The organism is Rhizobium sp. BIGb0125 (genome assembly GCF_024810055.1).
Taxonomy (GTDB): domain Bacteria; phylum Pseudomonadota; class Alphaproteobacteria; order Rhizobiales; family Rhizobiaceae; genus Agrobacterium.
This window is the reverse complement of sequence record NZ_JANUDV010000008.1, coordinates 191,573-215,453: the sequence shown is the minus strand read 5'-3', so window position 1 is coordinate 215,453 and position 23,881 is coordinate 191,573. Positions and strand designations below refer to the sequence as shown.

16 protein-coding genes are annotated in these 23,881 nt (G+C 54.7%); 9 read left to right on the top strand and 7 right to left on the bottom strand.

Annotated features, from left to right (window positions below):
* Positions 1 to 17: 17 nt before the first annotated feature.
* Complete coding sequence (locus M2418_RS21815; protein ID WP_259149046.1) at positions 18 to 2,747, bottom strand: DNA translocase FtsK; 2,730 nt, start codon at positions 2,745 to 2,747, stop codon at positions 18 to 20.
* Positions 2,748 to 2,914: 167 nt separating this feature from the next.
* Here M2418_RS21815 and M2418_RS21810 point away from each other — a divergent pair, with 167 nt between their 5' ends.
* Positions 2,915 to 3,463 (top strand): L,D-transpeptidase, encoded by a 549-nt coding sequence (locus M2418_RS21810; protein WP_259149045.1) that lies wholly within the window; start codon positions 2,915 to 2,917, stop codon positions 3,461 to 3,463.
* 69 nt (positions 3,464 to 3,532) lie between these two features.
* Here the strand turns inward: M2418_RS21810 and M2418_RS21805 are convergent, their stop codons facing one another.
* Positions 3,533 to 4,117, bottom strand: coding sequence for a CarD family transcriptional regulator (locus M2418_RS21805; RefSeq protein ID WP_192490477.1), 585 nt, complete (start codon positions 4,115 to 4,117; stop codon positions 3,533 to 3,535).
* A gap of 546 nt (positions 4,118 to 4,663) precedes the next feature.
* On the opposite strand from M2418_RS21805, the gene M2418_RS21800 reads away from it, so the two are divergent.
* The gene (locus tag M2418_RS21800; protein ID WP_259149044.1) at positions 4,664 to 9,421 is read left to right on the top strand and encodes an NAD-glutamate dehydrogenase; all 4,758 of its coding nucleotides are present in this window, start codon (positions 4,664 to 4,666) and stop codon (positions 9,419 to 9,421) included.
* Positions 9,422 to 9,579: 158 nt separating this feature from the next.
* On the top strand, positions 9,580 to 10,899 hold the full coding sequence (locus tag M2418_RS21795) for an MFS transporter (protein WP_259149090.1): 1,320 nt from the start codon (positions 9,580 to 9,582) through the stop codon (positions 10,897 to 10,899).
* A 58-nt stretch (positions 10,900 to 10,957) separates the two neighbouring features.
* On the opposite strand, the gene phaR is transcribed toward M2418_RS21795, so the two are convergent.
* Positions 10,958 to 11,539: a polyhydroxyalkanoate synthesis repressor PhaR gene (gene phaR / locus M2418_RS21790; protein ID WP_192490479.1), complete on the bottom strand. Its 582-nt coding sequence runs from the start codon at positions 11,537 to 11,539 to the stop codon at positions 10,958 to 10,960.
* Between the two features lie 222 nt (positions 11,540 to 11,761).
* Here phaR and M2418_RS21785 point away from each other — a divergent pair, with 222 nt between their 5' ends.
* The 3 genes from M2418_RS21785 (at position 11,762) to bfr (ending at position 13,991) form a co-directional block, all read left to right on the top strand.
* Positions 11,762 to 12,943, top strand: a complete 1,182-nt coding sequence (locus tag M2418_RS21785; RefSeq protein ID WP_259149043.1) for an acetyl-CoA C-acetyltransferase — start codon at positions 11,762 to 11,764, stop codon at positions 12,941 to 12,943.
* Between the two features lie 285 nt (positions 12,944 to 13,228).
* The gene (locus M2418_RS21780) at positions 13,229 to 13,540 is read left to right on the top strand and encodes a bacterioferritin-associated ferredoxin (RefSeq protein ID WP_192490481.1); all 312 of its coding nucleotides are present in this window, start codon (positions 13,229 to 13,231) and stop codon (positions 13,538 to 13,540) included.
* Positions 13,506 to 13,991, top strand: coding sequence for a bacterioferritin (bfr, locus tag M2418_RS21775; RefSeq protein WP_192490482.1), 486 nt, complete (start codon positions 13,506 to 13,508; stop codon positions 13,989 to 13,991). The genes M2418_RS21780 and bfr overlap by 35 nt, the downstream gene beginning before the upstream one ends.
* A gap of 87 nt (positions 13,992 to 14,078) precedes the next feature.
* Here the strand turns inward: bfr and M2418_RS21770 are convergent, their stop codons facing one another.
* The gene (locus tag M2418_RS21770; RefSeq protein WP_259149042.1) at positions 14,079 to 14,738 is read right to left on the bottom strand and encodes a YggS family pyridoxal phosphate-dependent enzyme; all 660 of its coding nucleotides are present in this window, start codon (positions 14,736 to 14,738) and stop codon (positions 14,079 to 14,081) included.
* A gap of 188 nt (positions 14,739 to 14,926) precedes the next feature.
* Between M2418_RS21770 and leuS the strand changes: the two genes are divergently transcribed.
* The 3 genes from leuS to holA are packed head-to-tail and all read left to right on the top strand — an operon-like array spanning position 14,927 to position 19,145.
* Positions 14,927 to 17,557, top strand: coding sequence for a leucine--tRNA ligase (leuS, locus tag M2418_RS21765; protein WP_259149041.1), 2,631 nt, complete (start codon positions 14,927 to 14,929; stop codon positions 17,555 to 17,557).
* Positions 17,547 to 18,098, top strand: coding sequence for an LPS assembly lipoprotein LptE (locus M2418_RS21760; RefSeq protein ID WP_250984228.1), 552 nt, complete (start codon positions 17,547 to 17,549; stop codon positions 18,096 to 18,098). The genes leuS and M2418_RS21760 overlap by 11 nt, the downstream gene beginning before the upstream one ends.
* Positions 18,099 to 18,107: 9 nt before the next feature.
* Positions 18,108 to 19,145 (top strand): DNA polymerase III subunit delta, encoded by a 1,038-nt coding sequence (gene holA, locus M2418_RS21755; protein ID WP_259149040.1) that lies wholly within the window; start codon positions 18,108 to 18,110, stop codon positions 19,143 to 19,145.
* A gap of 68 nt (positions 19,146 to 19,213) precedes the next feature.
* Here holA and fdxA read toward each other — a convergent pair whose 3' ends face one another.
* The 3 genes from fdxA to M2418_RS21740 form a co-directional block, all read right to left on the bottom strand.
* The gene (gene fdxA, locus M2418_RS21750) at positions 19,214 to 19,552 is read right to left on the bottom strand and encodes a ferredoxin FdxA (protein ID WP_192490487.1); all 339 of its coding nucleotides are present in this window, start codon (positions 19,550 to 19,552) and stop codon (positions 19,214 to 19,216) included.
* Positions 19,553 to 19,709: 157 nt separating this feature from the next.
* Positions 19,710 to 20,123: an RNA-binding S4 domain-containing protein gene (locus M2418_RS21745; RefSeq protein WP_250984226.1), complete on the bottom strand. Its 414-nt coding sequence runs from the start codon at positions 20,121 to 20,123 to the stop codon at positions 19,710 to 19,712.
* 4 nt (positions 20,124 to 20,127) lie between these two features.
* A complete protein-coding gene (locus M2418_RS21740) occupies positions 20,128 to 23,154 on the bottom strand; it encodes a helicase-related protein (RefSeq protein ID WP_259149088.1) in 3,027 nt (1,008 codons plus the stop codon).
* Positions 23,155 to 23,881 lie beyond the last annotated feature (727 nt).

The following is a 23,881-nucleotide window of genomic DNA, read 5'->3' as shown; positions in this document are numbered from 1 at the left end:
CAAGGGGTTGCGCAGATTTATCGCTCGATGATGTCGGCTTCCGTCGGCACGAGAATTTCGCGCTTGCCAGCATGGTTCGCCGGACCGATGACGCCTTCCTTTTCCATACGTTCGATCAGTGAAGCAGCACGGTTGTAACCAATACCAAGACGACGCTGGATGTAGGACGTCGATGCCTTGCCATCCCGCAGAACCACAGCAACGGCCTGATCGTAAGGATCTTCCGAATCCGCAAGGTTGCTGGTCCCGGCAGGTCCACCACCGGCACCACCGTCTTCATCTTCATCGATGGTGATGGCTTCGAGATATTCCGGTGCACCCTGTGTCTTCAGATAGGCAACGATTTCCTCGACTTCATTGTCCGATACGAAAGGACCGTGAACACGCTGGATACGTCCGCCGCCCGCCATGTAAAGCATGTCACCCATGCCAAGAAGCTGCTCGGCGCCCTGCTCTCCAAGGATCGTGCGGCTGTCGATCTTAGACGTTACCTGGAAGGAGATACGGGTTGGGAAGTTGGCCTTGATTGTACCGGTAATAACGTCAACCGATGGGCGCTGCGTTGCCATGATAACGTGGATACCAGCAGCCCGGGCCATCTGTGCCAGACGCTGTACGGCACCTTCAATGTCCTTGCCAGCGACCATCATCAGGTCGGCCATTTCGTCGATGATCACAACGATATAGGGGATCGGCTTGAGATCGAACTCTTCCGTCTCGTAGATTGCTTCGCCGGTCTGGCGATCAAAACCGGTCTGAACGGTACGTGTCAGCACTTCACCCTTGTCCAGCGCCTGCTGAACACGCGAGTTGAAGCCATCGATGTTACGCACACCGATCTTCGACATCTTTTTGTAACGCTCTTCCATCTCGCGCACGGTCCACTTGAGCGCGACAACAGCCTTCTTCGGATCGGTCACCACTGGTGACAACAGGTGCGGAATACCGTCATAGACAGACAATTCCAACATCTTCGGATCAATCATAATCAGGCGGCACTGCTCTGGGGACAAACGGTAGAGCAAGGACAGGATCATGGTGTTGATGGCAACTGACTTACCCGAACCGGTCGTACCAGCCACCAGCAGGTGAGGCATCTTGGCAAGGTCGGCGATAACAGGTTCACCGCCAATGGTCTTGCCGAGCGACATGGCGAGCTTTGCCTTGCTGCCCTCGAAATCACGGCTGCCGATCAGTTCGCGCAGATAAACCGTTTCGCGGCTGTGGTTCGGCAATTCGATACCGATGGCATTACGGCCGGGGACCACGGCAACACGCGCTGCAATCGCACTCATTGAGCGGGCAATATCATCGGCAAGGCCGATAACGCGAGACGACTTGATACCTGGCGCAGGCTCCAGTTCATAAAGCGTAACAACAGGACCCGGGCGGACATGAATGATTTCACCCTTAACGCCAAAGTCTTCCAGAACACCTTCCAGCATGCGGGCATTCTGCTCGAGCATTTCTTCGCTCAGCGTATGGTCACGCACCACACCCTTTGGCTCTGCCAGAAGATGAACCGAAGGAAGCTGGAAGCCATCAGGATCGATAAATGATGCCTGTGCCTCACGCATGACCCGCGCACTTGGCTGCGGACGCGTAACCTGCGGCGTTACACGCAACGGGTTTTTCTGACCATTGGCCGGGCGTGGTGTGCCCGCCACGAAGTTTTCAGCCTGCATGTCGAGATCATCATCATCGTCATCCGCAGACAGGATACCTGCAGGAAGACGGCGTTCATCGACATCAAATGGTGGCTCGTCATCCTCTTCATCACCAATCGAGATTGGCGGCGGCGCAACGACGCGACGTTCGGACTGTGCACGCGCTTCTGCACGCTGCTCGAACGAAGGTTCGGTGCGCTGCGTTATGCGGGCAGGTTGCGCTGGGGTATGACGGGCGGATGTTTCATCCGCGACGAAATCATCGTCTTCGTCGTTGAAGTCGTAAGGCTGTTCGAAATCATTGCGGAAGGATGCGCGTGGCTTGATACCGAAAATGCGACGTGCCCGCGCCTGCGTAATGTACCAGTAGTGGGCAGCAGCGCCGATTGGCAGAATACGGTAGAGGAAGCTTTCGCCATCATCCTCATCATCTTCTTCCATGTCACGCAGGCTGCGCGCCTTACTGGCCGAGACTACAGCAGGCTTGTCGTCTTCTTCATCTTCATCGGCCTGCGCACCGGTAATGATGCCAGAGGCAAACAACAGCATCCAGGTCGCCGGTACAGCGAAAATGCAACCGATGATCATCGCAAAAGTACCGGTAGGGTACGCACCGATGAACAGGGCTGGAAAACGCAGGATCATGTCACCGATCACTCCGCCAATGCCATTCGGCAGCGGCCAGGTGGCGGGTGCGGTAAAACAGCCAATCGCAGCGGCAGACACGAATGCACCACCAAGCCAGGCGGCAACCCGCGCCGGAATACGCCGCAGCCGTCGACCCGAGATCATGCAGAATGACCACGCCAATATCGGCAGCAAACTGACGATTGCCGACAGGCCGAAGAACTGCATCAGAAGATCGGCAAAGGCCGCACCGCTATAACCGAGAATGTTAGTCGGTTGATTCGATGTTGCGTATGACAAGCTTGGATCAGAAACGTTCCACGTCGCCAGAGCGGCAACAGCCAGCGCAAGCGCGATAAAAACAGTGAAACCAGCAAGCGCAATGATCTGACGCATCAGAAATGCGCTTAGCGCAAAGCGATGCGGACCGTCGTCCCAAGCCGGAGAATTCATTTTTCCCATGTCCTGAACCCGTAAATTCGCAGTCCCACAGGCAAGGACGCCCATAGACACAATTCCAGATGACAGGTCAAAATATCTGACGGAGGGTTAACGTCGCATTAACCATGGAATATTTGATATGACAGCGATCTCTGGAAGTGGGGTAAATCAGGAAATCGATGGCAAAACCACGCGGCGAAATGCGCAACTACTCCAACTGTCTAGTCGTGCGACCAGCTCCCGGTCAAAAAAGCCGGGCACTTTTGCAATATTGTGGGCTGACATTTCAGGCCGCCATTGGCCGCAACGGTCGCACAGTCCTGAAAAAAGAAGGCGACGGCAAAACACCTATTGCCAGCATGCGCATTCTGGACGGCTTCATCCGCGGCGACCGTCTTAAAAATGTGCGCTCGCCTTTGAACCTAAAACGGGTCTACAAAACCATGCTGTGGTGTGACGCACCCGACCATGCCTCTTATAACCGGCCGGTTTCTGCGCCCTTCAAGGCCAGCCATGAAGAATTGATGCGACAGGATGGTCTCTACGATATCTGCATCGTTCTGGACTGGAATATTTCGACACGCAGTCGCAATCGTGGATCGGCGATATTTTTCCACCTGATCCGGCCCGGATATCAGCCGACGGCTGGTTGCGTCGGGCTTAGCCTGCGTGACATGCAACGGTTACTGCCACATCTGCGCAAAAGCATGACGCTCAGGGTTATCTAGGACTGGAATATAGACGTAAAAAAACCCGCCATCACTGACGGGCTTTTTTAAAGACTGAAAAAGCTGGGATTATGCAGCTTCTTCCTGGGAATCATCCGCGTCGCTTTCGTCTTCTTCAACGACTTTGCCGCGCTTTGGTCCCTTGTTGAGGTTGGTTTCAACCAGACGGACAGCTTCTGTTTCCGACATCTTGTTAACGGCAGCGATTTCGCGTGCCATGCGGTCAAGTGCGGCTTCATAAAGCTGGCGCTCGGAATAGGACTGTTCCGGCTGATTTTCAGCGCGGTACAGGTCGCGAACCACTTCTGCGATAGCGATCAGATCGCCCGAGTTGATCTTGGCATCGTATTCCTGGGCACGGCGGGACCACATGGTCCGCTTTACCTTCGCCTTGCCTTGAACAACCTTCAGCGCACGCTCAACGAAATCAGTCTCGGAAAGTTTGCGCATGCCAATGCTTACCGCTTTGGCAACAGGAACCTTGAGGCGCATCTTATCCTTTTCGAAGTCGATGACAAAAAGCTCAAGCTTCATGCCAGCCACTTCCTGCTCTTCAATAGCGGAAATGGTGCCGACTCCATGAGCGGGATATACAATCGCTTCGCCGGTCTTGAATCCGTGGCGCGCCGGAGATTTCTTCTGCTGGGTCGTCATTCGTTCTAAAAACTCCCTGTTACACACCCGGAGTTTTCTCCGGGTTCGGGTCGGTCAGGCCCGTATGAGACGGGGGAAACCGTCAGGTGACTCCATACTGATCCAATCCAGCACGCATAAAAAAACACCATCGCAATCGTAGATTCGATAACATAAAACTAGACTATGTCACGGAGACAACGTGCAAAATGATATTTGCTTTCGTGGCGGTTTCGGGCACGCAAAATGCCACTAAGTGGATCAGTTCTTTTGGTGTATCACAAAAATACGTGGAAATCAATAATTTGCTTCAATCGTGGCGAAGCGGCCACGCTTTTGGTGGCATTAAGGTGGCTTGGCCGTTAATTTCACACTGTCCACAGTGATGATTTTTCCGGCCTAAAGAGATTCGGACGCCCTTACAAACAAATTTTCAGTTTTTGGACATTTTTGCGAGATTCCGCCTCAAAACTATTCATATTTAGCGTCCATGATCGCGATTCGAAGGGCAAGAGGCCCAAAAAATCGCAAAACTGTATTGGATTCGTCGTCCGCACGGGGGAACACATGGTCTACAGGAACAATCCCAAGAAAGAAAAACAGCTCTCTCAGGCCAGTGAGGTTGCGAAATCACTGAAAAAGCCATTCCTCGACACCGCTCTTCTTTATGGGCGTGCAAGTGCAGACGACCTTGAAAACTATTCTGCCGCCATGCTGGCAGCAACCGCAGCCCATACCCATAATGAGTTAGCCAAATGGAACGGCAAGAAACCGCATGTCGACATCAGCCAGATTGATGGCGTTTCGCCAAAGGGCGTTCCTGTCTGCATTCTGACGGTCATCGATCGCAACATGCCGTTCCTTTATGATTCCATCATGGGGGAAGTCACCAGCAACCACCGCGATCTCTATCTGGCGGTTCACCCTATTCTCGTGGCTGACAAGAAGGCCAGCGACAATTATCATCTGGCGGCAGGCGATAGCGACCCTGCAGACAGTATCAGTCTAATCCAACTGCATATCGCACCTATTGCCGCTCATGCGGCAGCCAATCTCATTGAACGGCTGCAGACCATCCTTGAACAGGTTCATTCCGCTTCCAACGACTGGAAGCCGATGCTGGCCAAACTCGACACGGCCATCAGCGAGTTGGCAGAGCGCGGTTCGGACCGTCGCAAGGCCGAGCGCACAGAGGCTGTTGCTTTTCTCGAATGGCTGCGTGACAACAACTTCACTTTCCTTGGCATGCGCGACTATAGCTATTCCGGCAAGGGCAAACATGCCAAGGTTGAACGCGGCGATGAAACCGGCCTCGGCATTTTGACCAATCCGGATGTGCGCGTGCTGCGCCTCGGCAAAGATGCCGTTACAACGACGCCAGAAATCCTGGCGTTCCTTGATGGCCCGGATTTCCTGATCATTACCAAAGCCAACGTGAAATCCGTTGTGCACCGCCGCGCATACATGGACTATATCGGCGTGAAGCGTTTCGATGTTGACGGCAATGTCATTGGTGAACTGCGCATCGTCGGTCTGTTTACGGCTACCGCCTACACCCGTCAGGTCAAACACATTCCGCTTCTGCGCGCCAAGGCGGCAGCGGTCGAGCGACATTTCGGTTTCGACCAGAACAGCCACTCGGGCCGCATTCTGCAGAACACGCTGGAATCCTACCCGCGTGACGATCTGTTCCAGATCGAAAATGATGTGATGGTTCGTTTCAGCGAACAGATCATGGATCTCATCGACAGACCGCGCGTGCGTGTCCTGCCGCGTATTGACCGTTTCGACCGTTTTGTATCGGTCATCGTGTTCGTACCACGCGAAGAATACAACTCGCTGGTTCGCGAAAAGATCGGTGCCTATCTCAGTCAAGTCTATGAAGGCCACGTGTCCGCCTATTATCCGGCTTTCCCGGAAGGTGCGGTGGCACGCGTTCACTTTATTATTGGCCGGACCGACGGCAAGACCCCACGCATTGCCCAGGACAAGCTGGAAGAGGCCGTCAGCGATATCGCAGCCCGCTGGATCGACCATTTCGACGCGCTGGGTGAAGCCGGTGCACCGACACTGGATGTCGATCAGGCTTATAAGGAAGCCTTCACACCGGAGGAAGCCTTTGGTGATATGACCGATATCATCGCCTGCGCGGCCGGTGATGCAATTCGTATCGAGTTCTATCGTGCGGCCGGTGAACGGCAGGAACATCTGTCCCTCAAGATCTTCCATCGCGACGGCCACCTGCCGCTGTCACGCCGCGTGCCTTTGCTGGAAAACCTTGGCTTCAGCGTCATCAGCGAACGCACATTCGACATCGGCGTCGTCAAGGATGACGAAAACCGCCATATCGTGCTGCATGACATGGAGCTTTCCATTCAGAATGGCATGACGATTGACCTCGCCAAGCACGGCCAGCAGCTTGAAGACGCATTTCTCGCTGCTTTCAGCGGCCAGGTCGACAACGACAACTTCAACCGCCTTGTGCTGGCAACCGGCCTGACAGTGCGTGAAGTGTCTGTACTGCGTGCCTATGCGCGTTACCTGCGCCAAACCGGCATTGTCTACGCTCAGGAGCACATTTCTGAGACGCTGTTCAAATACCCCCATATCGCCCGCGATATCTTTGAACTGTTCCGCCACGGTTTCGATCCGAAGCTGTCGGAAAAGAACCGCCCGCGCAAACTGTCTGAACTGCACAAGGCCATCGAAACCGGCTTGGCACAGGTGCCAAGCATTGATGAAGACCGAACATTGCGCCGCTACGTCAATGCCATCGATTCCACACTGCGCACCAACTATTTCCAGAAGAATGAAGACGGCACGCCAAAGGCAATGCTGGCCTTCAAGTTCGATCCGCAATTGCTGGATGGTCTGCCAGACCCGCGTCCGTTCCGCGAAATCTTTGTATACGGCACGGAAGTCGAGGGTGTTCACCTGCGCTTCGGTAAAGTCGCACGCGGTGGTCTGCGCTGGTCGGATCGCGGCCAGGATTACCGCACCGAAGTTCTCGGTCTGGTCAAGGCTCAGCAGGTCAAGAACGCCGTGATCGTTCCGGTTGGTGCCAAGGGCGGTTTCTTCCCGAAGACCCTGCCAGTTGGTGGCAGCCGTGATGAAATCTTCAACGCTGGTCGTGAAGCTTACAAGACCTATATCCGCACGCTTCTGTCCATCACCGACAATATTGTCGGCGACGACATTATTGCACCGGCCGATACGCTGCGTCTTGATGGTGACGATCCGTATTTTGTGGTGGCAGCCGACAAGGGCACTGCCACCTTCTCCGATACGGCAAACGGTCTGGCCCAGGACGCCGGTTTCTGGCTGGATGACGCCTTTGCCTCGGGTGGTTCCGCCGGTTACGACCATAAGAAAATGGGTATTACCGCACGCGGCGCATGGGAAACGGTGAAACGCCACTTCCGTGAAATGAATATCGATATCCAGACAACCCCATTCACCGTTGCCGGTGTGGGTGACATGTCCGGTGACGTGTTCGGCAACGGCATGCTGCTGTCGGAGAAAATCCGCTTGATCGCGGCATTCGACCATCGTGACATCATTATCGATCCGAATCCGGACACCGAAGTTTCCTTCGCCGAAAGAAAGCGCCTGTTCGATCTGCCGCGCTCCAGTTGGCAGGATTACAATCGCGCCACGCTGTCCAAGGGTGCGATGATTATCTCGCGTGCGGAAAAATCTGTAACGCTGACACCGGAAGCCGTCGCGGCAATCGGCATCGACAAGGCCGTGGCAACACCGGCTGAAATCATGACCGCGATCTTGAAATCGCCTGTTGACCTGATGTGGTTTGGCGGTATCGGCACCTACATCAAGGCGGCCGCAGAAACCAATACCGAAGTCGGTGATCGCAGCAATGATGCCATTCGCATCAATGCCGGTGAGGTTCTTGCCAAGGTAATCGGTGAAGGCGCCAACCTCGGCGTAACCCAGAAGGGCCGTATCGCCTATGCATTGACCGGTGGTCGATGCAACTCTGACGCCATCGATAACTCTGCCGGTGTTAATTCCTCTGACGTTGAGGTGAACATCAAGATCGCCCTGTCACCGGCGGTGAAGGATGGCAGACTGCCCATCAACAAGCGCAACCAGCTGCTGTCTTCGATGACCAGTGAAGTGGCTTCGCTTGTTCTGCGCAACAACTACCTGCAATCGCTGGCCATCTCGCTTGCCGAACGCAAGGGGCTGGAAAACCGTGAAGAACTGGGACGCCTGATGAGCGCACTGGAAGCGGCCGGCAAACTGAACCGCAAGGTAGAAACCCTGCCGAATGACGCGGAGTTCACCGAGCGCTACACCGCCGGAAAACTGCTGACCCGTCCGGAAATCGGCGTCCTGCTGTCCTATGCCAAGTTGACACTGTTCGATACGCTGGTGGCCAGCAATCTGCCTGACGACGCCTATCTGCAGCATCTGCTGGTTTCCTACTTCCCGGCAAAAATGCAGAAGAACTATGCCGGCGACATCGAAGCCCATCGTCTGCGCCGTGAAATCATCGCAACGGTACTCGCCAACGATGTTGTCAATCGTGGCGGCCCGGGCTTTGTGCAGAAACTGTGCGATGCCAGCGGTTTGCTTGCCGCTGACGTGGTGAAAGCCGCAATCATCGTGCAGGACGGTTTTGGTCTTGACCGGTTGTGGAACGCAATCGACAAACTCGACAATGCTCTGCCGGGCGATATCCAGAACGGTCTCTATGCTCGTGTCTCGCAGATTTTCCTGGATGCGACACGGCTGTTCCTGCAGACCCAAACAATGGATGACCGCTCGATGGGCGATGGCATTGCCCGTCTCAAAGATGCGATCAAGAGCCTGCAGCCGCTGCTCGTCAAGCGTTTGCCATCGGCGGATGTTCTGGAAGAAAACGGTGTGCCAACAGAACTGGAGAAAGAACTCTCCGTCCTCGCACATCTGGTCTTCACACCGGAAATCATGCAGATCACGGAACGTGCTGGCACCACGCTGACGCGTGCGGCAGAAAGCTACGCTTCCGTGTCGACCACCTTCCGCGTGACCAGACTGTTGGAAGCAAGCAGCCGTATCATCACCGGCGACCACTACGAGAGCCTCGCCCTGTCACGTGGACAGGACCTGATTGCCTCCTCACGCCGCCGCATCGTCATCTCGGCGCTGACTGCATATCCCAAGGAAAAAGATCCGGTGCAGGCATGGTACGCGGCTGACCGCGTACGCGTGAACCGTATTGCCTCGGAGCTTTCCAGCCTGACGGATACCAGTGAACTTAATCTGGCACGGTTGACGGTAGCAGCCAGCCTGCTGTCCGATATCGCGCAGGACAAGGTCTAAAAAACAACCATGCCCGGCTCCGTCACCATGGCGGAGCCGGGCATCTTTCACTATTGAAGAGACGTACTATTATCTGATCCCTTGCCAAAACGGGGCTGCCTTTGACCGAGACTTCGATTGAGACAGCCGTCAGCAAACGCGGCATTCGCGGATGGATTATGTTTGACTGGGCAGCCCAGCCCTTTTTTACGGTTGTCACCACCTTCATCTTCGGACCCTATTTCGTATCGCGCCTCACGAGCGACCCCGTCTCTGCACAGGCAATGTGGAGCAATACTGCAACCATCTCGTCGATCATTATTGCCATCCTGTCGCCGGTTCTCGGTTCAATTGCCGACCAGTCCGGCGCGCGAAAGCCGTGGATCGCCTTTTTTGCGACTATCAAGATCGCCAGCCTGTTCATGCTGTGGTGTGCCGCCCCCGGATCGCCCATCCTGTGGCCGGTACTGTTTATGATTCTCGCCTCGATTGCCGCAGAGTTTTCAATCGTCTTTAACGATTCGATGATGCCGAGGCTGGTACCCTCACGCGAGATCGGCAGGCTTTCGAATATCGCCTGGGGGCTGGGTTATCTCGGTGGCATGATCGTTCTGATCGGCGTGGTGGCTTTGCTGGCCGCAGACCCACAAAAAGGCACTACGATCATTGGTGTGCAGCCACTCTTCGGGCTTGATCCGGAACAAGGCGAAGACGCCCGGATAACAGGTCCCATCTCGGCCGTCTGGTATCTAATTTTTGTCATACCCATGTTTCTGTTTACGCCAGATGCTCCCAAAGGCCTGGCATTTAAGACAGCGATCCGCCAAGGCATTCTAGAACTGCGTGGCACCTTGCAGGAACTGCGCAACAGACCTTCCCTGACGCGCTTTCTGATTGCACGGATGATCTATCAGGACGGCGTAAACGGACTGCTGATCTTGGGTGGGGTTTTCGCGGCCGGCATGTTCGGCTGGGCAACCATGGAAATCGGCATTTACGGCATCATCCTCAATGTCGTCGCGATTTTTGGATGCATGATTGCGAGCTCGCTCGATAGCCGTATTGGCTCCCGAACAACCATCCTGATCAGCCTCATATTGCTGCTTGTGGCGACGTTGGGCATCGTTTCAACGGAAAGAGGTTCGACCCTATTTGGACTGCTGCAATTATCGCAGGACGACAATGGCGGGATTTTTGCCACCGGGGCCGAAAAGGCGTATCTGCTGTTTGGCATTCTGATCGGTTTTGCCTTTGGTCCAGTACAAGCTTCGTCACGTTCCTATCTGGCAAGGAATGTCGCTCTGTCGGAAGCTGGCCGATATTTCGGCGTCTATGCGCTAACCGGCCGTGCCACCAGTTTCATGGCCACCCTGTGTTTCTCAATCGTAACCTATGCCACGGGCTCTGCGCACCTTGGCATGGCGACGTTACTGATCTTTCTGATAGCCGGACTACTACTTATGTTGCGCGTTCCCGACACAATCACAACATCCCATTAAGACGAAACTGCAGATGAGGAATATGAGGCACCTCCCAATGCCTCATATCGCCGCATATTCAGTGGTCGAGGCGATCCAGACGGTGCTGGATGACTTTCAACTGTGCCTTCAGATCGTCGATTTCCGATGCACCAAGTCTTGGTTCACGATCGCTGGCTGGTTTGGTGGCCAGGAATGGTGAAAAAGCCTGAAGGTTCTGCCGAAAATTTTCCGTATTGCGACGTACCTGTTCATCCACGGCCGGAACCGGAATATCCTTGGCAAGCGGCGTGTTACCGAAAGTGCGGTTCACCTGATCGCGAATCTGTACCTGCTGCTCCGAAAAAGACCGGAGTGACTGGTCAAGGAATGCCGGAACGAGTGTCTGCATCTGATCGCCGTAATAGGAAATCAGCTTGCGCAGGAACGATACGGGCAGCAGCGAATTTTCGGTTTTCGCTTCCTGCTCGAAAATGATCTGCGTCAGAACGGTGTGGGTAATGTCTTGAGATGTCCGGGCATCAAGAACCTTGAACTGCTCTTCCCGCCGGACCATCTGGGCCAGATCGTCAAGCGTGACATAGGTGCTGGTGCCGGTATTGTATAAACGCCGGTTGGCGTATTTCTTGATGATTATCTCATCACTGATGCGCTTCGCCATTCTCGCCTCCTCACGATATAGCAAATTATAAATCTATGGTGTTTCATGCTCTCCCGTCGGCAAGTGTAAGCGCAAATGTGACGCTATGACAACAGAATTGTGCGTCGCAATAGCATAATGTGCACTGCAGTCATGCCGATTGCTTTTCAAAGCCTGCGTGAACAACATTTGACTTGGCTGATATGCTTTGACAGTCTCCGCCCTCTCAAGAGGAGACAGAGCATGACTTCCCCGTCCATCGTCATCGCCAGCGCTGCGCGCACTGCGGTAGGCTCATTCAATGGCAGTTTTGCCAACACACCAGCCCATGAACTGGGCGCAGCGGTCATAAAGGCCGTTCTGCAACGGGCAAATGTCGAAGCATCCGAAGTCGACGAAGTCATTCTTGGCCAGATACTCACCGCTGGCGCTGGACAGAACCCTGCACGTCAGGCCGCGATGAGCGCAGGTATTCCGCAGGAGGCGACCGCCTTTGGCATCAACCAGCTATGTGGCTCCGGACTGCGCGCGGTCGCACTTGGCATGCAGCAGATTGTTGCCGGTGACGCCGAGATCATCGTGGCTGGTGGTCAGGAATCGATGTCGATGGCGCCACACTGCGCGCATTTGCGCGGTGGCGTAAAAATGGGTGACTTCAAGATGGTTGATACCATGCTGAAGGACGGCCTGATCGACGCCTTCCACGGTTACCACATGGGCATCACCGCTGAAAATATTGCCCGCCAGTGGGATTTGTCACGCGAGGTTCAAGACAGCTTTGCTGTGGCATCGCAGAACAAGGCAGAGGCCGCTCAGGCGGCCGGCCGTTTTGACGACGAGATCGTGCCCTTCACCATCCAGAGCCGCAAGGCCGAGATCATCGTCGACAAGGACGAATATATCAGGGCGGGCTCCACCATCGAACTGCTTGAGAAACTGAAACCAGCCTTCGACAAAGACGGTACGGTCACCGCCGGGAACGCATCAGGGCTTAACGATGGCGCAGCAGCCGTCCTGCTGATGACGGAAAATGCAGCGCGGCAACGTGATATCCTGCCTCTGGCACGTATTGTTTCATGGGCAACCGCCGGTGTGGATCCGAGCATCATGGGAACAGGGCCGATCCCTGCCTCTCGCAAGGCGCTTGCAAAGGCGGGATGGTCGACGTCAGACTTGGGACTAGTAGAAGCGAATGAAGCATTTGCCGCCCAATCTTGCGCAGTTGTAAGGGATCTGGAACTCGATCCGGCCATCGTCAATGTCAACGGCGGCGCTATTGCGATTGGCCACCCAATCGGGGCCTCCGGTGCCCGTGTTCTCAATACGCTGCTGTTTGAGATGAAGCGCCGTAACGTCAGCAAGGGAATGGCTACCCTTTGTATTGGTGGCGGCATGGGTATCGCCATGTGTGTTGAGGCAGTGTGAGTAACGACTACAACCTTTCGTTTTATCGCCTGTGGAATTACAAACATCGCGCATTCATAACTGCGGCATTTTGTCGCAGTTATTAGAGAATTGAAAATAAGAATACTAAAATTTTTACGCTCGCTGAATTCACTAAGTAAATGAAAATACGATAAATTTTATCAAGTTTAGAATGAATCTAATTTACTCGGAAAACAATTTGACGATGCTTTTTCTTGACAATTAGCATCCTGTTTTGCTTTAAGTGCAAAAACAATATGTTGCGTAGTACGGTCTAACTTCACCATGCTTGTTTGTAGCTGCAATTATATCACTGACCACGACATCCGGGACGTCATTAACGAGCTCCTGGACGAAGACTGTTGGCAGCTTATCGTACCTGCAAAAGTGTACCACGCGATGGAAAAACGGGGTCGCTGCTGCGGCTGTTTTCCGACCGTCGTAGACCTTATCATCAAAACAACCGAAGAATACCACGCCCGTCACCACTCGACGGAAGCCGAAGTTTTTGATTTCATGTCCCGCCTGAGACAGTTCCATGATGAAAACAGGAGAGCGGACATTGAAAGGCGACAAAAAAGTCATCGAGCGGCTTAACGAGGCACTGTTCCTCGAACTCGGTGCTGTAAACCAGTACTGGCTGCACTATCGCCTTCTTGACGACTGGGGCTACACCAAGCTCGCAAAGAAGGAACGCGCTGAATCCATCGAAGAGATGCAGCACGCCGACAAGATCATCAACCGCATCATCTTCCTTGAAGGTCATCCGAACCTGCAGACCGTTGCACCGCTGCGCATTGGCCAGAACGTCAAGGAAGTGCTGGAAGCTGATCTGGCTGGCGAATACGACGCACGCACATCCTACAAGAAGTCGCGTGACATCTGTTATGAGGTCGGTGACTACGTATCGATGAAGCTGTTCGAAGAACTGCTGATCGATGAAGAAGGTCACATCGACTTCCTTGAAACCCAACTTGAGCTTCTCGGCAAGATTGGCGAAGAAAAATACGGTCAGCTCAACGCTGATTCCGCCGACGCCGCTGAATAAGCGACAGGATACGCAAGGCTTGTGCCTTGCAAACGAAAGCCCCGGTTTTGCCGGGGCTTTTCATTTTACGGGTCTTTAAAACGATATTCAGCGCGATCCGAAGATGGCCGACCCGACCCGCACACTGGTTGCGCCGAATTCGATCGCCGTTTCAAAATCCCCGGACATGCCCATGGAAAGCTTGTTCAAGCCACACTCCTTGGCAATTTTGGCCAGCAGCGCAAAATGTGGACCTGGGTTCTCATCGGCTGGAGGAATACACATCAGCCCTTCGACGGGAAGTTTCAGCTCATCGCGGCATAAAGCTACAAATGCAACGGTTTCCCGCGGATCAATGCCCGCCTTCTGCGGCTCCAGCCCGGTATTGACCTGCACATAGAAGCGAAGTGTACGGCCCTGCTTCTGGCATTCGTCCGCCAGTGCCCGGGCAATCTTTTCCCGGTCAACGCTTTCGATCACGTCAAATAGCGCCACGGCATCGGCCGCCTTGTTGGATTGAAGAGGTCCGATCAGCCGCAGTTCAATATCAGCGGTTTCCTGCTTCAGATCAGGCCACTTGCCCTGCGCTTCCTGGACGCGGTTTTCACCGAAAATCCGCTGCCCGCACGCAATCACCGGCCTGATATCATCGGCATCGAACGTTTTCGAAACCGCAACAAGTGCGACATCGCCAGCCTTGCGACCGGATTTCTTGGCCGTTGTTGTTATGCGGTTATTGACCTCTGCGAGGCGTGCTTCGATTTCCATGATGCCGCTTTCATTCCTGATAATACCAGCAATTACCTAGACGCCACACTATCGAAAGCCAAGCCGCTTTGTGCCCTTTGTGTGCCAATTGCAAAGTTTGAACGCCCTGTGATGCCACCAAACTTGACGCACCGGCTGTTTCATGGTGAAGGTCAGCGCAATTTTCCCATGGATACCGGATTTTGAGAATGGCCACCGAACGTTACAATCCTCGCGATGCCGAGCCACGCTGGCAGCAGAAGTGGAATGAAGACAAGGTCTTCGAAACCGATAACGCCGACCCGCGCGAGAAGTACTACGTTCTTGAGATGTTTCCCTATCCGTCGGGCCGCATCCACATGGGCCACGTACGCAACTACGCCATGGGTGATGTCGTCGCGCGCTACAAGCGTGCCCGCGGTTATAATGTTTTGCATCCAATGGGTTGGGACGCATTCGGCATGCCTGCTGAAAACGCCGCCATGCAGAACAAGGTTCACCCGAAGGACTGGACCTATCAGAACATCGCAACCATGCGTAACCAGCTGAAGTCCATGGGCCTGTCCCTGGATTGGAGCCGTGAGTTCGCGACATGCGACGTGGAATATTACCATCGCCAGCAGGCGCTCTTTATCGACTTCATGCAAAAGGGCCTGGTTCATCGCAAGCAGTCAAAGGTCAACTGGGACCCGGTCGATCATACTGTTCTCGCCAATGAGCAGGTTATCGATGGTCGTGGCTGGCGCTCCGGCGCTCTGGTTGAACAGCGCGAGCTGACTCAGTGGTTCTTCAAGATCACCGACTTTGCGGAAGATCTTCTGGAAGCGCTGGACACGCTCGACCAGTGGCCAGAAAAAGTACGTCTGATGCAGAAGAACTGGATCGGCAAGTCCGAAGGCCTGTCGCTGCGTTGGGAAACCGTGGCTGCAACCGCGCCACAGGGTTTCTCTGACGTTACCGTCTACACCACACGCCCTGACACGCTGTTTGGCGCATCGTTCCTGGCCATCTCTGCCGACCATCCGCTGGCCCGCGCATTGTCTGCCAACAACCCTGAGATTGCTGCATTCTGCGAAGAATGCCGCCGTCAGGGCACATCGCTGGCAGCACTGGAAACCGCTGAAAAGAAGGGCATGGATACCGGCGTCAAGGTCGTTCACCCACTGGACGCATCCTGGGAACTGCCCGTTTACATCGCCAACTTCGTGTTGATGGATTACGGCACCGGCGCGATTTTCGGTTGCCCGTCCGGCGACCAACGTGACCTTGATTTCGCACGCAAATACGATCTGCCGGTTGTCGCTGTCGTTATGCCGGAAGGCGAAGATGCGCAGACATTTGCGGTTGGCGACACGGCCTATGTCGATGACGGCGTGATGATCAACTCACGCTTCCTCGACGGCATGACAACCACCGACGCCTTTGAAGCCGTTGTTTCCAAGCTGTCGGCACAGACGCTGGGCAATGAGCCACAAGCCGAGCGCAAGGTGAACTTCCGCCTGCGTGACTGGGGTATTTCACGCCAGCGTTATTGGGGCTGCCCGATCCCGGTCATTCACTGCGAAGTCTGCGGCGTCGTGCCGGTTCCGAAGAAGGACCTGCCGGTCAAGCTGCCTGACGATGTAACGTTTGACGTTCCTGGCAACCCGTTGGACCGCCATCCCACATGGCGCCACGTGTCCTGCCCGCAATGCGGCAAGGATGCACGTCGTGAAACAGACACGATGGATACATTCGTCGATTCCAGCTGGTACTTCACCCGCTTTACGGCACCATGGGAAGACAAACCAACAGATCCGAAGGTCGCCAACCACTGGCTGCCAGTCGATCAGTATATTGGTGGTATCGAACACGCGATCCTTCACCTGCTCTATTCGCGTTTCTTTACGCGCGCCATGCGGGAAACAGGACATGTGGATGTGAAGGAGCCCTTCAAGGGCCTGTTCACACAGGGCATGGTTGTGCACGAAACCTACAGCCGTGGCGAAGGTATGAGCCGCGAATGGGTGCCGCCGGCGGACCTGCGGATTGACGAAGCCGACGGCACACGTCGTGCTTTCCTGCTGTCGAACGGCGAAGAGGTAAAAATCGGCTCCATCGAAAAGATGTCGAAGTCGAAGAAAAACGTCGTTGATCCCGATGATATCATCGCGTCCTACGGTGCCGACACGGCGCGTTTCTTCGTACTATCCGATTCACCACCTGATCGTGACGTGATCTGGTCAGAATCTGGTGTTGAAGGCGCACACCGCTTCGTGCAGCGCGTCTGGCGCATCATTGGCGAGGCTGCCGACGAACTGAAGACTGTCAAGGCGGCTCCGGCAACCGAGGGCCCGCTTCTTGCAGTGTCCAAGGCCGCGCACAAGACGCTGAAGGCAGTGCAGGAAGACCTGGACAAGCTGGCATTCAACAAGGCAATTGCCCGCATCTACGAATTGGTCAACACAATTGCCGGCCCGTTTGCCGATATCGCGGCCGGTGGCAAATCCGATGCGGACAAGGCAGCAGCACGTGATGCCGCTGAAATCCTTATTCGCATGATCGCACCGATGACGCCGCACCTGGCGGAAGAGTGCTGGACTGTAATTGGCAATGACGGACTCGTTGCTCAAACCCCTTGGCCAGCATTCATTGCAAAGCTGGTTGAGGAAAATGAAGTCGTTATGCCAGTACAGATAAACGGCAAGAAACGTGCAGAATTGACAATCGCGCGCGATGCGGATCAAGATGCCGTCAAAGCTGCCGTGCTTGCGCTCGATGCCGTTGTCACGGCATTGGCAGGTAACGCGCCGAAAAAGATCATTGTGGTTCCTCAAAGGATTGTGAACATTGTCGTCTAACGTCTCTTCCGGATGGAGCCGCATCGCGTTCGTGGTTTGCGCAATTGTTTTGTCCGGTGCTCTCGCCGGCTGTCAGGTGCGCCCGCTGTATTCCAAGGAATCAGGAACCACTGAAAAGCTGGCATCGGTGCAGTACGCACCGGTGACCGGCCGCATTGCGCAGGCTCTGCGCAACGAACTGATCTTCAAGTCCGCTGGTGGCGCAGGTGAACCTGTGAAGCCGGAATATGAGGTGAAGCTCGTTGTGTCGTCATCGTCGACCTCGACAGAAGTAAACGACAATGACCTCTATCTGAACCTGCCGGACAATACGTTTGAAGGTCATTATCCAGGCCGTGTCGACGTGTCAGCACAATATGTTCTGGTTCGCATTTCCGACCAGAAGGTCATTCGCTCCGCCACACGGACGGTGACCTCGATGGTTGACCTTCCGCAGCAGCAATTCGCCAATATGCGTGCGATCCGTGATGCACAGGACCGTGCCGTGCGTGAAGTCGCGGAAGTGATCCGTACGGACATCGCCTCTGCACTGAGCCGTTGAGACGCCAGCATGGCGGAAATAAAGTCCCATGAATTTGACCGCTTCGCCGAAAAACCGGTGGAGCGGTTTCGCATGTTTGTCGTCTACGGTCCCGATCGCGGCCTCGTATCGGAGCGTGCATCGCTAATCGCGTCCAAGACAGGCATTGATGCCAACGACGCTTTCTCCTCACTCAAACTGAACGTCGGCGATTTGCAGGGCGATCCTGGCCGCTTGCTGGATGAAGTCAACGCTATCGGACTGTTCGGTGGCGAAAAGCTGGTATGGGTCAAGGGTGCGGCAAACGAAAAAGCTTTGGTCGACGCATTGCATGTTCTCAACGAGACCCCTCCGCAATCTGCATTCCTGATCATCGAAGCCGGAGATCTGAAAAAAGGGACCGGCCTTCGCAAGATCGCTGAGGCATCCAGAGATATCGCCATCATTCCCTGCTATGCCGACGATGCCCGAGCGCTCAACGCCCTGATTGATCATGAACTGGCTCAGGATGAGTTGAGAATAGCGCCTGCAGCCCGCCAGAGGCTGATCGAATCGCTGGGGGGTGATCGCATTGCATCGCGCAACGAAATCCGCAAGCTGGGCCTCTACTGCCGTGGAAAAAGCGTTATCGAGGAAGAGGACGTGCTGGCCATTATTGGTGATGCCAGCGCGATATCCGCAGACGATGCGGTAGACGCCATCCTGAAGGGTGACCGCAACGCATTTTTCCATGCGACGCAAAAAATCGTATCGTCCAAAACGCCAATTTTTCTGGTGTTGCAAGGCTGCCTTCGCCAATTCCAGCTTCTGGACCAGATGCGCGCGGAAATGGACGAAAAAAAACTGCAGGCAGGCCAGGTCATGCAGACACTTGGCCGGCATATCCATTTCCGCCGCAAGCCGATCATCGAGCGTGCGCTGCGTACATGGCAGCCAGCGGCGATTGCGCGTGAGATGAACCGGTTGCAGGCCGCGATCCTGCAGAGCCGCCAGCGTCAAAGCCTGGAGGACAGCGTGGCTCTTCTGACGCTGTTGTCTACCACACTGCAATCCGGCCGCAGCGGGTAACAGATACACAAAAGCCCTTGTGCAGCAGCAACAAGGGCTTTTCCATTTCCAAGCTTATCAAAACCGTATCAGTCGCCGCTACCGGGTTCGGCAGAGAAATACAGCGCCAGCTTACCTGAGACGCCATCCATTTCCTTGGCTTCAGGCATCGCGTCACGTTTGATGGTGATGTTAGGCCAGATCTGCGAATATTCGGCGTTCAGCTTTAGCCACTCATCAAGACCTGGCTCGGTGTCCGGCTTGATGGCTTCGGCGGGACATTCCGGTTCGCACACGCCACAGTCGATGCATTCATCGGGATTGATGGCGAGGAAGTTCTCACCCTCGTAGAAGCAGTCCACAGGGCAGACTTCAACGCAGTCAGTATATTTGCAGCGAATGCAATTGTCGGTCACGACATATGTCATGAAGAACTCCAGAATACACGTTCCGGGAATGAAGGCTTTGGCAAAAATCCGCAGCCCGGACTTGCGGTATTGGTATTTTTGCCAGTGACGTAATGCCTTTACACAGTGAAGGCAAGAATAATTATTTCACAAAACATGTGTGATTTAGTCATATATTCTAGTCGGAAACGTCGTTGGCAGTATTGATGAACTTATCCAGTTCACGACGCTCTTTTTTGGTCGGCCGCCCTGCTCCCGGCTGCCGTACCGCCTGCTCAAGCAGGGTCAACCGCGTCGTCTTTTCACGCGGTGGCGTCTGGTCATCATAGAGGAGTTTGGCTTCCTCATAAGGTCCGCGTCTGTCACCAGCGGACTTCACGACAAGAATACGATCCATTCGGTCAAAGCTGATTTCCAGCTTGTCACCCGGCTTCACCATATGGCTTGCCTGCCGGATGACTGTTCCGTTGACACGCACATGGCCGGACTGGACATGGCTTTGCGCGATTGAACGGGATTTCGCCATGCGAGCGAAGAACAGCCATTTGTCGATGCGCTGGCGCGCGTGCTGACCTGACTGTTCTTCGTCCATGAGCTTATTTCTTCATTTGTTCCTTGAGCGCAGCGAGCTTCGCGAAAGGTGAATCCGGATCCAGCGGCTTCTCCTTGCGCGGTGGCTTGGATTCGAAACGCTGCGACTGCGGCTTTCCGCCACGGTCATTGCGATCGTGCTTGTCCTTGCGCTCGCCACGGTCGTTGCGGTTGCCACGATCTGGTCTTTGACCACCATCACGCTTGCGTTCACCGTCGCGATTGTTTTCGCGATTGCCATCACGGCCGGCAGCGGCACGATTGCGGTCACGACCTTCGCCACCTTCGTTGCGACGTTCACCCTGGCCACGGGACTGCCCGTGACCTTGACGGCGGTTGTCGTTACGCTGGTTTTCATTACGGCCACCTGGACGCCACAACAGAACCGGCTTTGGTTCGGCTGTTTCAGCAGACGCTTCGGAAGACTGAGGCGCTTCAGCAGATGCAACCGCCTCTTCCACTACAGCCTTGGTTTCTTCGGCAGAAACCTCGTGTTCGGCCGCATCCGCGTCATGCTCGTCACCAGCGTCTTCGCCAACTGGCGCTTCAGTGGAAGCAGCAGTCTGACCACTCTGGCCTGCCAGGAAGGTCGCAGCATCTTCAGCGCTTACCTGATCTGCACGATAACCAAGACCCTTGAGAATTTCTTCCATGTCGTCCAGCGTGGCGCCGAGAATGGAGAGCATACCCGTAGTCGTGGTGAAACGACGACCGTCATAAGCGCCCTCAGGACGCGGCTGCGCGCCGGGCTTCCACTGCAGCAGCGGACGGATGATATCCGCCAGACGCTCCAGAATGTCGATACGAACGGCGCGCTTTCCGAGGAAACGGAAACCGGCCAGCTTGTAGAACATGCGGTCGAAGCTCGGGTCAGTGACGACAGACGTACGACCAGCAGCCAGAACAGGGATAAGATCGCCATAACCTGCGTTGCCAAGACCGTCGTTCTTGAGCGCCCAAAGCAGGGTCACAAGTTCGGCTGGTGCTGGCTTCAAAAGCGAAGGCAGGAAAATGTGGTAGGCGCCAAAACGCACGCCGTAACGGCGCATGGATGCGCGCGCGTCCTGATCGAGCGACTTGACCTCTTCGGCCACGTCGCGACGGAACAGCACACCAAGGTTTTCGACGAGCTGGAAAGCCAGTCCCTTCGCCAGTCCCTGCAAATCTTCAGCGCGGGAAATATCATCCAGCGGCTTGAGGATCGTCGCAATCTGGTGATTGACGAAACGTTCGATACGGGCAACGGCGTGTTCACGCGCATTTCCGTTCAACTGTTCATCAGCCAGCATAATGACACGTGGCTTCATGATATTGTCGCCGGCTGCAAGCCGGGCAACAGGCTCACCGAGCCAACGCACCGCACCATCCGAGCCAAGCGCCAGATCATTATTGCCGCTGGCATGCAGACGGGCAGCACGTGCCTCATATTCGAGGGCAAGCGCCTTCTGCGCAGCCGACTGCACGGCCTTGGCATCTGGACCTTCGGTTCCGCTTATTGGCGTAAACCGGAATCCCGCCAATTGACCGACGTGATGTCCTTCAACGAAGACATCACCATTCACACTGATTTCAGCTTCAAGCATCGCATTCTCTCTCAGGCGCTTCATGAGCACAGATGTCCTGCGATCTACAAAGCGTTTCGTCAACCTTTCATGTAGCGCATCGGACAATCGATCCTCGATTTCCCGCGTCTTTTCTTGCCAGTGTGTCGGATCGGCAAGCCATCCGGGACGGTTGGATACATACGTCCATGTTCTTATCTGCGCAATCCGTGCCGACAGCGTATCTATTTCGCCATCGGTTCGGTCAGCCCTGCGCACCTGCTCGGCCATGAAATCTTCATTCACCGTGCCGCGACGAACGAGATCGAAATAGAGTGTCGAAATCAGATCGGCATGCTGGGCAGGTGTGATTCGCCGGTAGTCAGGCAGTGCACATGCTTCCCATAGCCGTTCCACTCTCTCCGGGGTAGTGGTGAGATCAATGATTTCCGGATAACGGGCAAGATAATCAAGCGCCTGCTGGTCCACAGCAGGCAAAGCACGCGACAAGCCTTGAAGAGCAGGTGCCACTTCAAGGCTTGAGCGCAGATTTCCAATCGAGGAATAGTCAAGCGCCTTGCTGCGCCACTGCAAAACCTTCACCGCATCGAATTCATGCGCTTCAATGCGTTCCACCAACTCATCATCGAAAGGTTCGACGCGACCGGTGACACCAAAAGTGCCATCACGCAGATGACGGCCAGCACGACCGGCGATCTGTCCCAGCTCTCCGGGGTTCAGATTGCGGAACTGATAACCGTCGAACTTGCGGTCTTGAGCGAAAGCAACGTGGTCGACATCCAGATTGAGGCCCATGCCAATGGCATCGGTCGCAACGAGATACTCCACATCACCCGCCTGGTATAAGCCGACCTGCGCATTACGGGTGCGCGGAGACAGAGCGCCCATAACTACGGCAGCACCACCACGCTGACGTTTTATCAGCTCGGCGATCGCATAAACTTCATCCGCCGAAAACGCGACAATTGCCGAGCGTTGCGGCAGACGGGTGATTTTTTTCTGCCCGGCATAAAAAAGTTGCGACAGACGCGGACGCTCAACGATGGTGATACCGGGAAGCAGCTTTTGTAAAATGGGCCGCATGGTACCGGCACCGAGGAAAAGTGTTTCCTCCCTTCCGCGCAGATGCAGCAGGCGGTCGGTAAAAATATGCCCGCGCTCCAGATCGCCAGCCAGCTGGACTTCGTCGATGGCCACAAAAGACGCATTGGTTTCGCGTGGCATGGCCTCAACGGTGCAGACGGAAAAACGTGCCTTGGGCGGAGAAATCTTCTCTTCGCCTGTCACCAGCGCGACATTGGCGACGCCAACCTTCTCGACCAGACGCGTGTAAACCTCACGTGCGAGCAGACGCAAAGGCAGACCAATAATACCGCTGCCATGCGCAACCATGCGCTCAATCGCATAGTGCGTTTTGCCGGTATTGGTGGGTCCGAGTACGGCGGTTACGCCGCGCCCGCTCAAGATCATTGGTTGAAAATTCAACGTACTGTCCGTGCGATGGTCATGCCTGTCGCTTCACCGGACGACAATCCGCCAGAAGCATGGAGTTAACACATGGCGATGAGCAGCGACAAAGGCAAGGAATGTTTGCAGCAAAGCGCATTTTTCCATGTCTGTGACGGTTTTCGAATCCGGGAAAACAATGCCGGAATTAACATTTGGAACAGCGTGCGAACGAATCAGCGACGAATCGCTGACTCCATGAGATTCAGGGTTTGTTCACCGCAACATATGGTTTCTTAATCGTCGACCTGCACGACATGCTGAATCCGGTTAAGAACATGCGCCGCATTCGAGCCGGCTTTCATTTACCTTCGTAAATAGATTGTTAAAATTTGAATAAATCACCTTTAAGATTCTGAAAAATATAGATAATTTTCAAATTCTTCTGAAAACACGATATTGACGCATTAACCTTTGGAGTAAATGGAGAACGAATCGCTGACGAATCACAGACATCGACAGTTTCCCGGTTTGTTCTCCACCATATATTGTGGAGTAATAGTTTGTTAACCATACGATTATGTGGATAACGCAAACTGCTGACGCGCAATTTCATCGCAGCGTTAACATTTGCAGGGTAGCGGGCAGTCGTAAAACCCGAGGGGTTTTCGAGACGACACCCAAGTGATGTCCAAATGCAAAAATACGGCCCAACCGAGCCGTCTTTGACATCAAACATCATCCCTGTTTG

Coding starts and splice junctions, on each gene's coding strand:
- M2418_RS21815 (WP_259149046.1), bottom strand. CDS start 2,747: ATGAATTCTCCGGCTTGGGACGACGGTCCGCATCGCTTTGCGCTAAGC.
- M2418_RS21810 (WP_259149045.1), top strand. CDS start 2,915: ATGGCAAAACCACGCGGCGAAATGCGCAACTACTCCAACTGTCTAGTC.
- M2418_RS21805 (WP_192490477.1), bottom strand. CDS start 4,117: ATGACGACCCAGCAGAAGAAATCTCCGGCGCGCCACGGATTCAAGACC.
- M2418_RS21800 (WP_259149044.1), top strand. CDS start 4,664: ATGGTCTACAGGAACAATCCCAAGAAAGAAAAACAGCTCTCTCAGGCC.
- M2418_RS21795 (WP_259149090.1), top strand. CDS start 9,580: ATGTTTGACTGGGCAGCCCAGCCCTTTTTTACGGTTGTCACCACCTTC.
- phaR (WP_192490479.1), bottom strand. CDS start 11,539: ATGGCGAAGCGCATCAGTGATGAGATAATCATCAAGAAATACGCCAAC.
- M2418_RS21785 (WP_259149043.1), top strand. CDS start 11,762: ATGACTTCCCCGTCCATCGTCATCGCCAGCGCTGCGCGCACTGCGGTA.
- M2418_RS21780 (WP_192490481.1), top strand. CDS start 13,229: ATGCTTGTTTGTAGCTGCAATTATATCACTGACCACGACATCCGGGAC.
- M2418_RS21770 (WP_259149042.1), bottom strand. CDS start 14,738: ATGGAAATCGAAGCACGCCTCGCAGAGGTCAATAACCGCATAACAACA.
- leuS (WP_259149041.1), top strand. CDS start 14,927: ATGGCCACCGAACGTTACAATCCTCGCGATGCCGAGCCACGCTGGCAG.
- holA (WP_259149040.1), top strand. CDS start 18,108: ATGGCGGAAATAAAGTCCCATGAATTTGACCGCTTCGCCGAAAAACCG.
- fdxA (WP_192490487.1), bottom strand. CDS start 19,552: ATGACATATGTCGTGACCGACAATTGCATTCGCTGCAAATATACTGAC.
- M2418_RS21745 (WP_250984226.1), bottom strand. CDS start 20,123: ATGGACGAAGAACAGTCAGGTCAGCACGCGCGCCAGCGCATCGACAAA.
- M2418_RS21740 (WP_259149088.1), bottom strand. CDS start 23,154: ATGATCTTGAGCGGGCGCGGCGTAACCGCCGTACTCGGACCCACCAAT.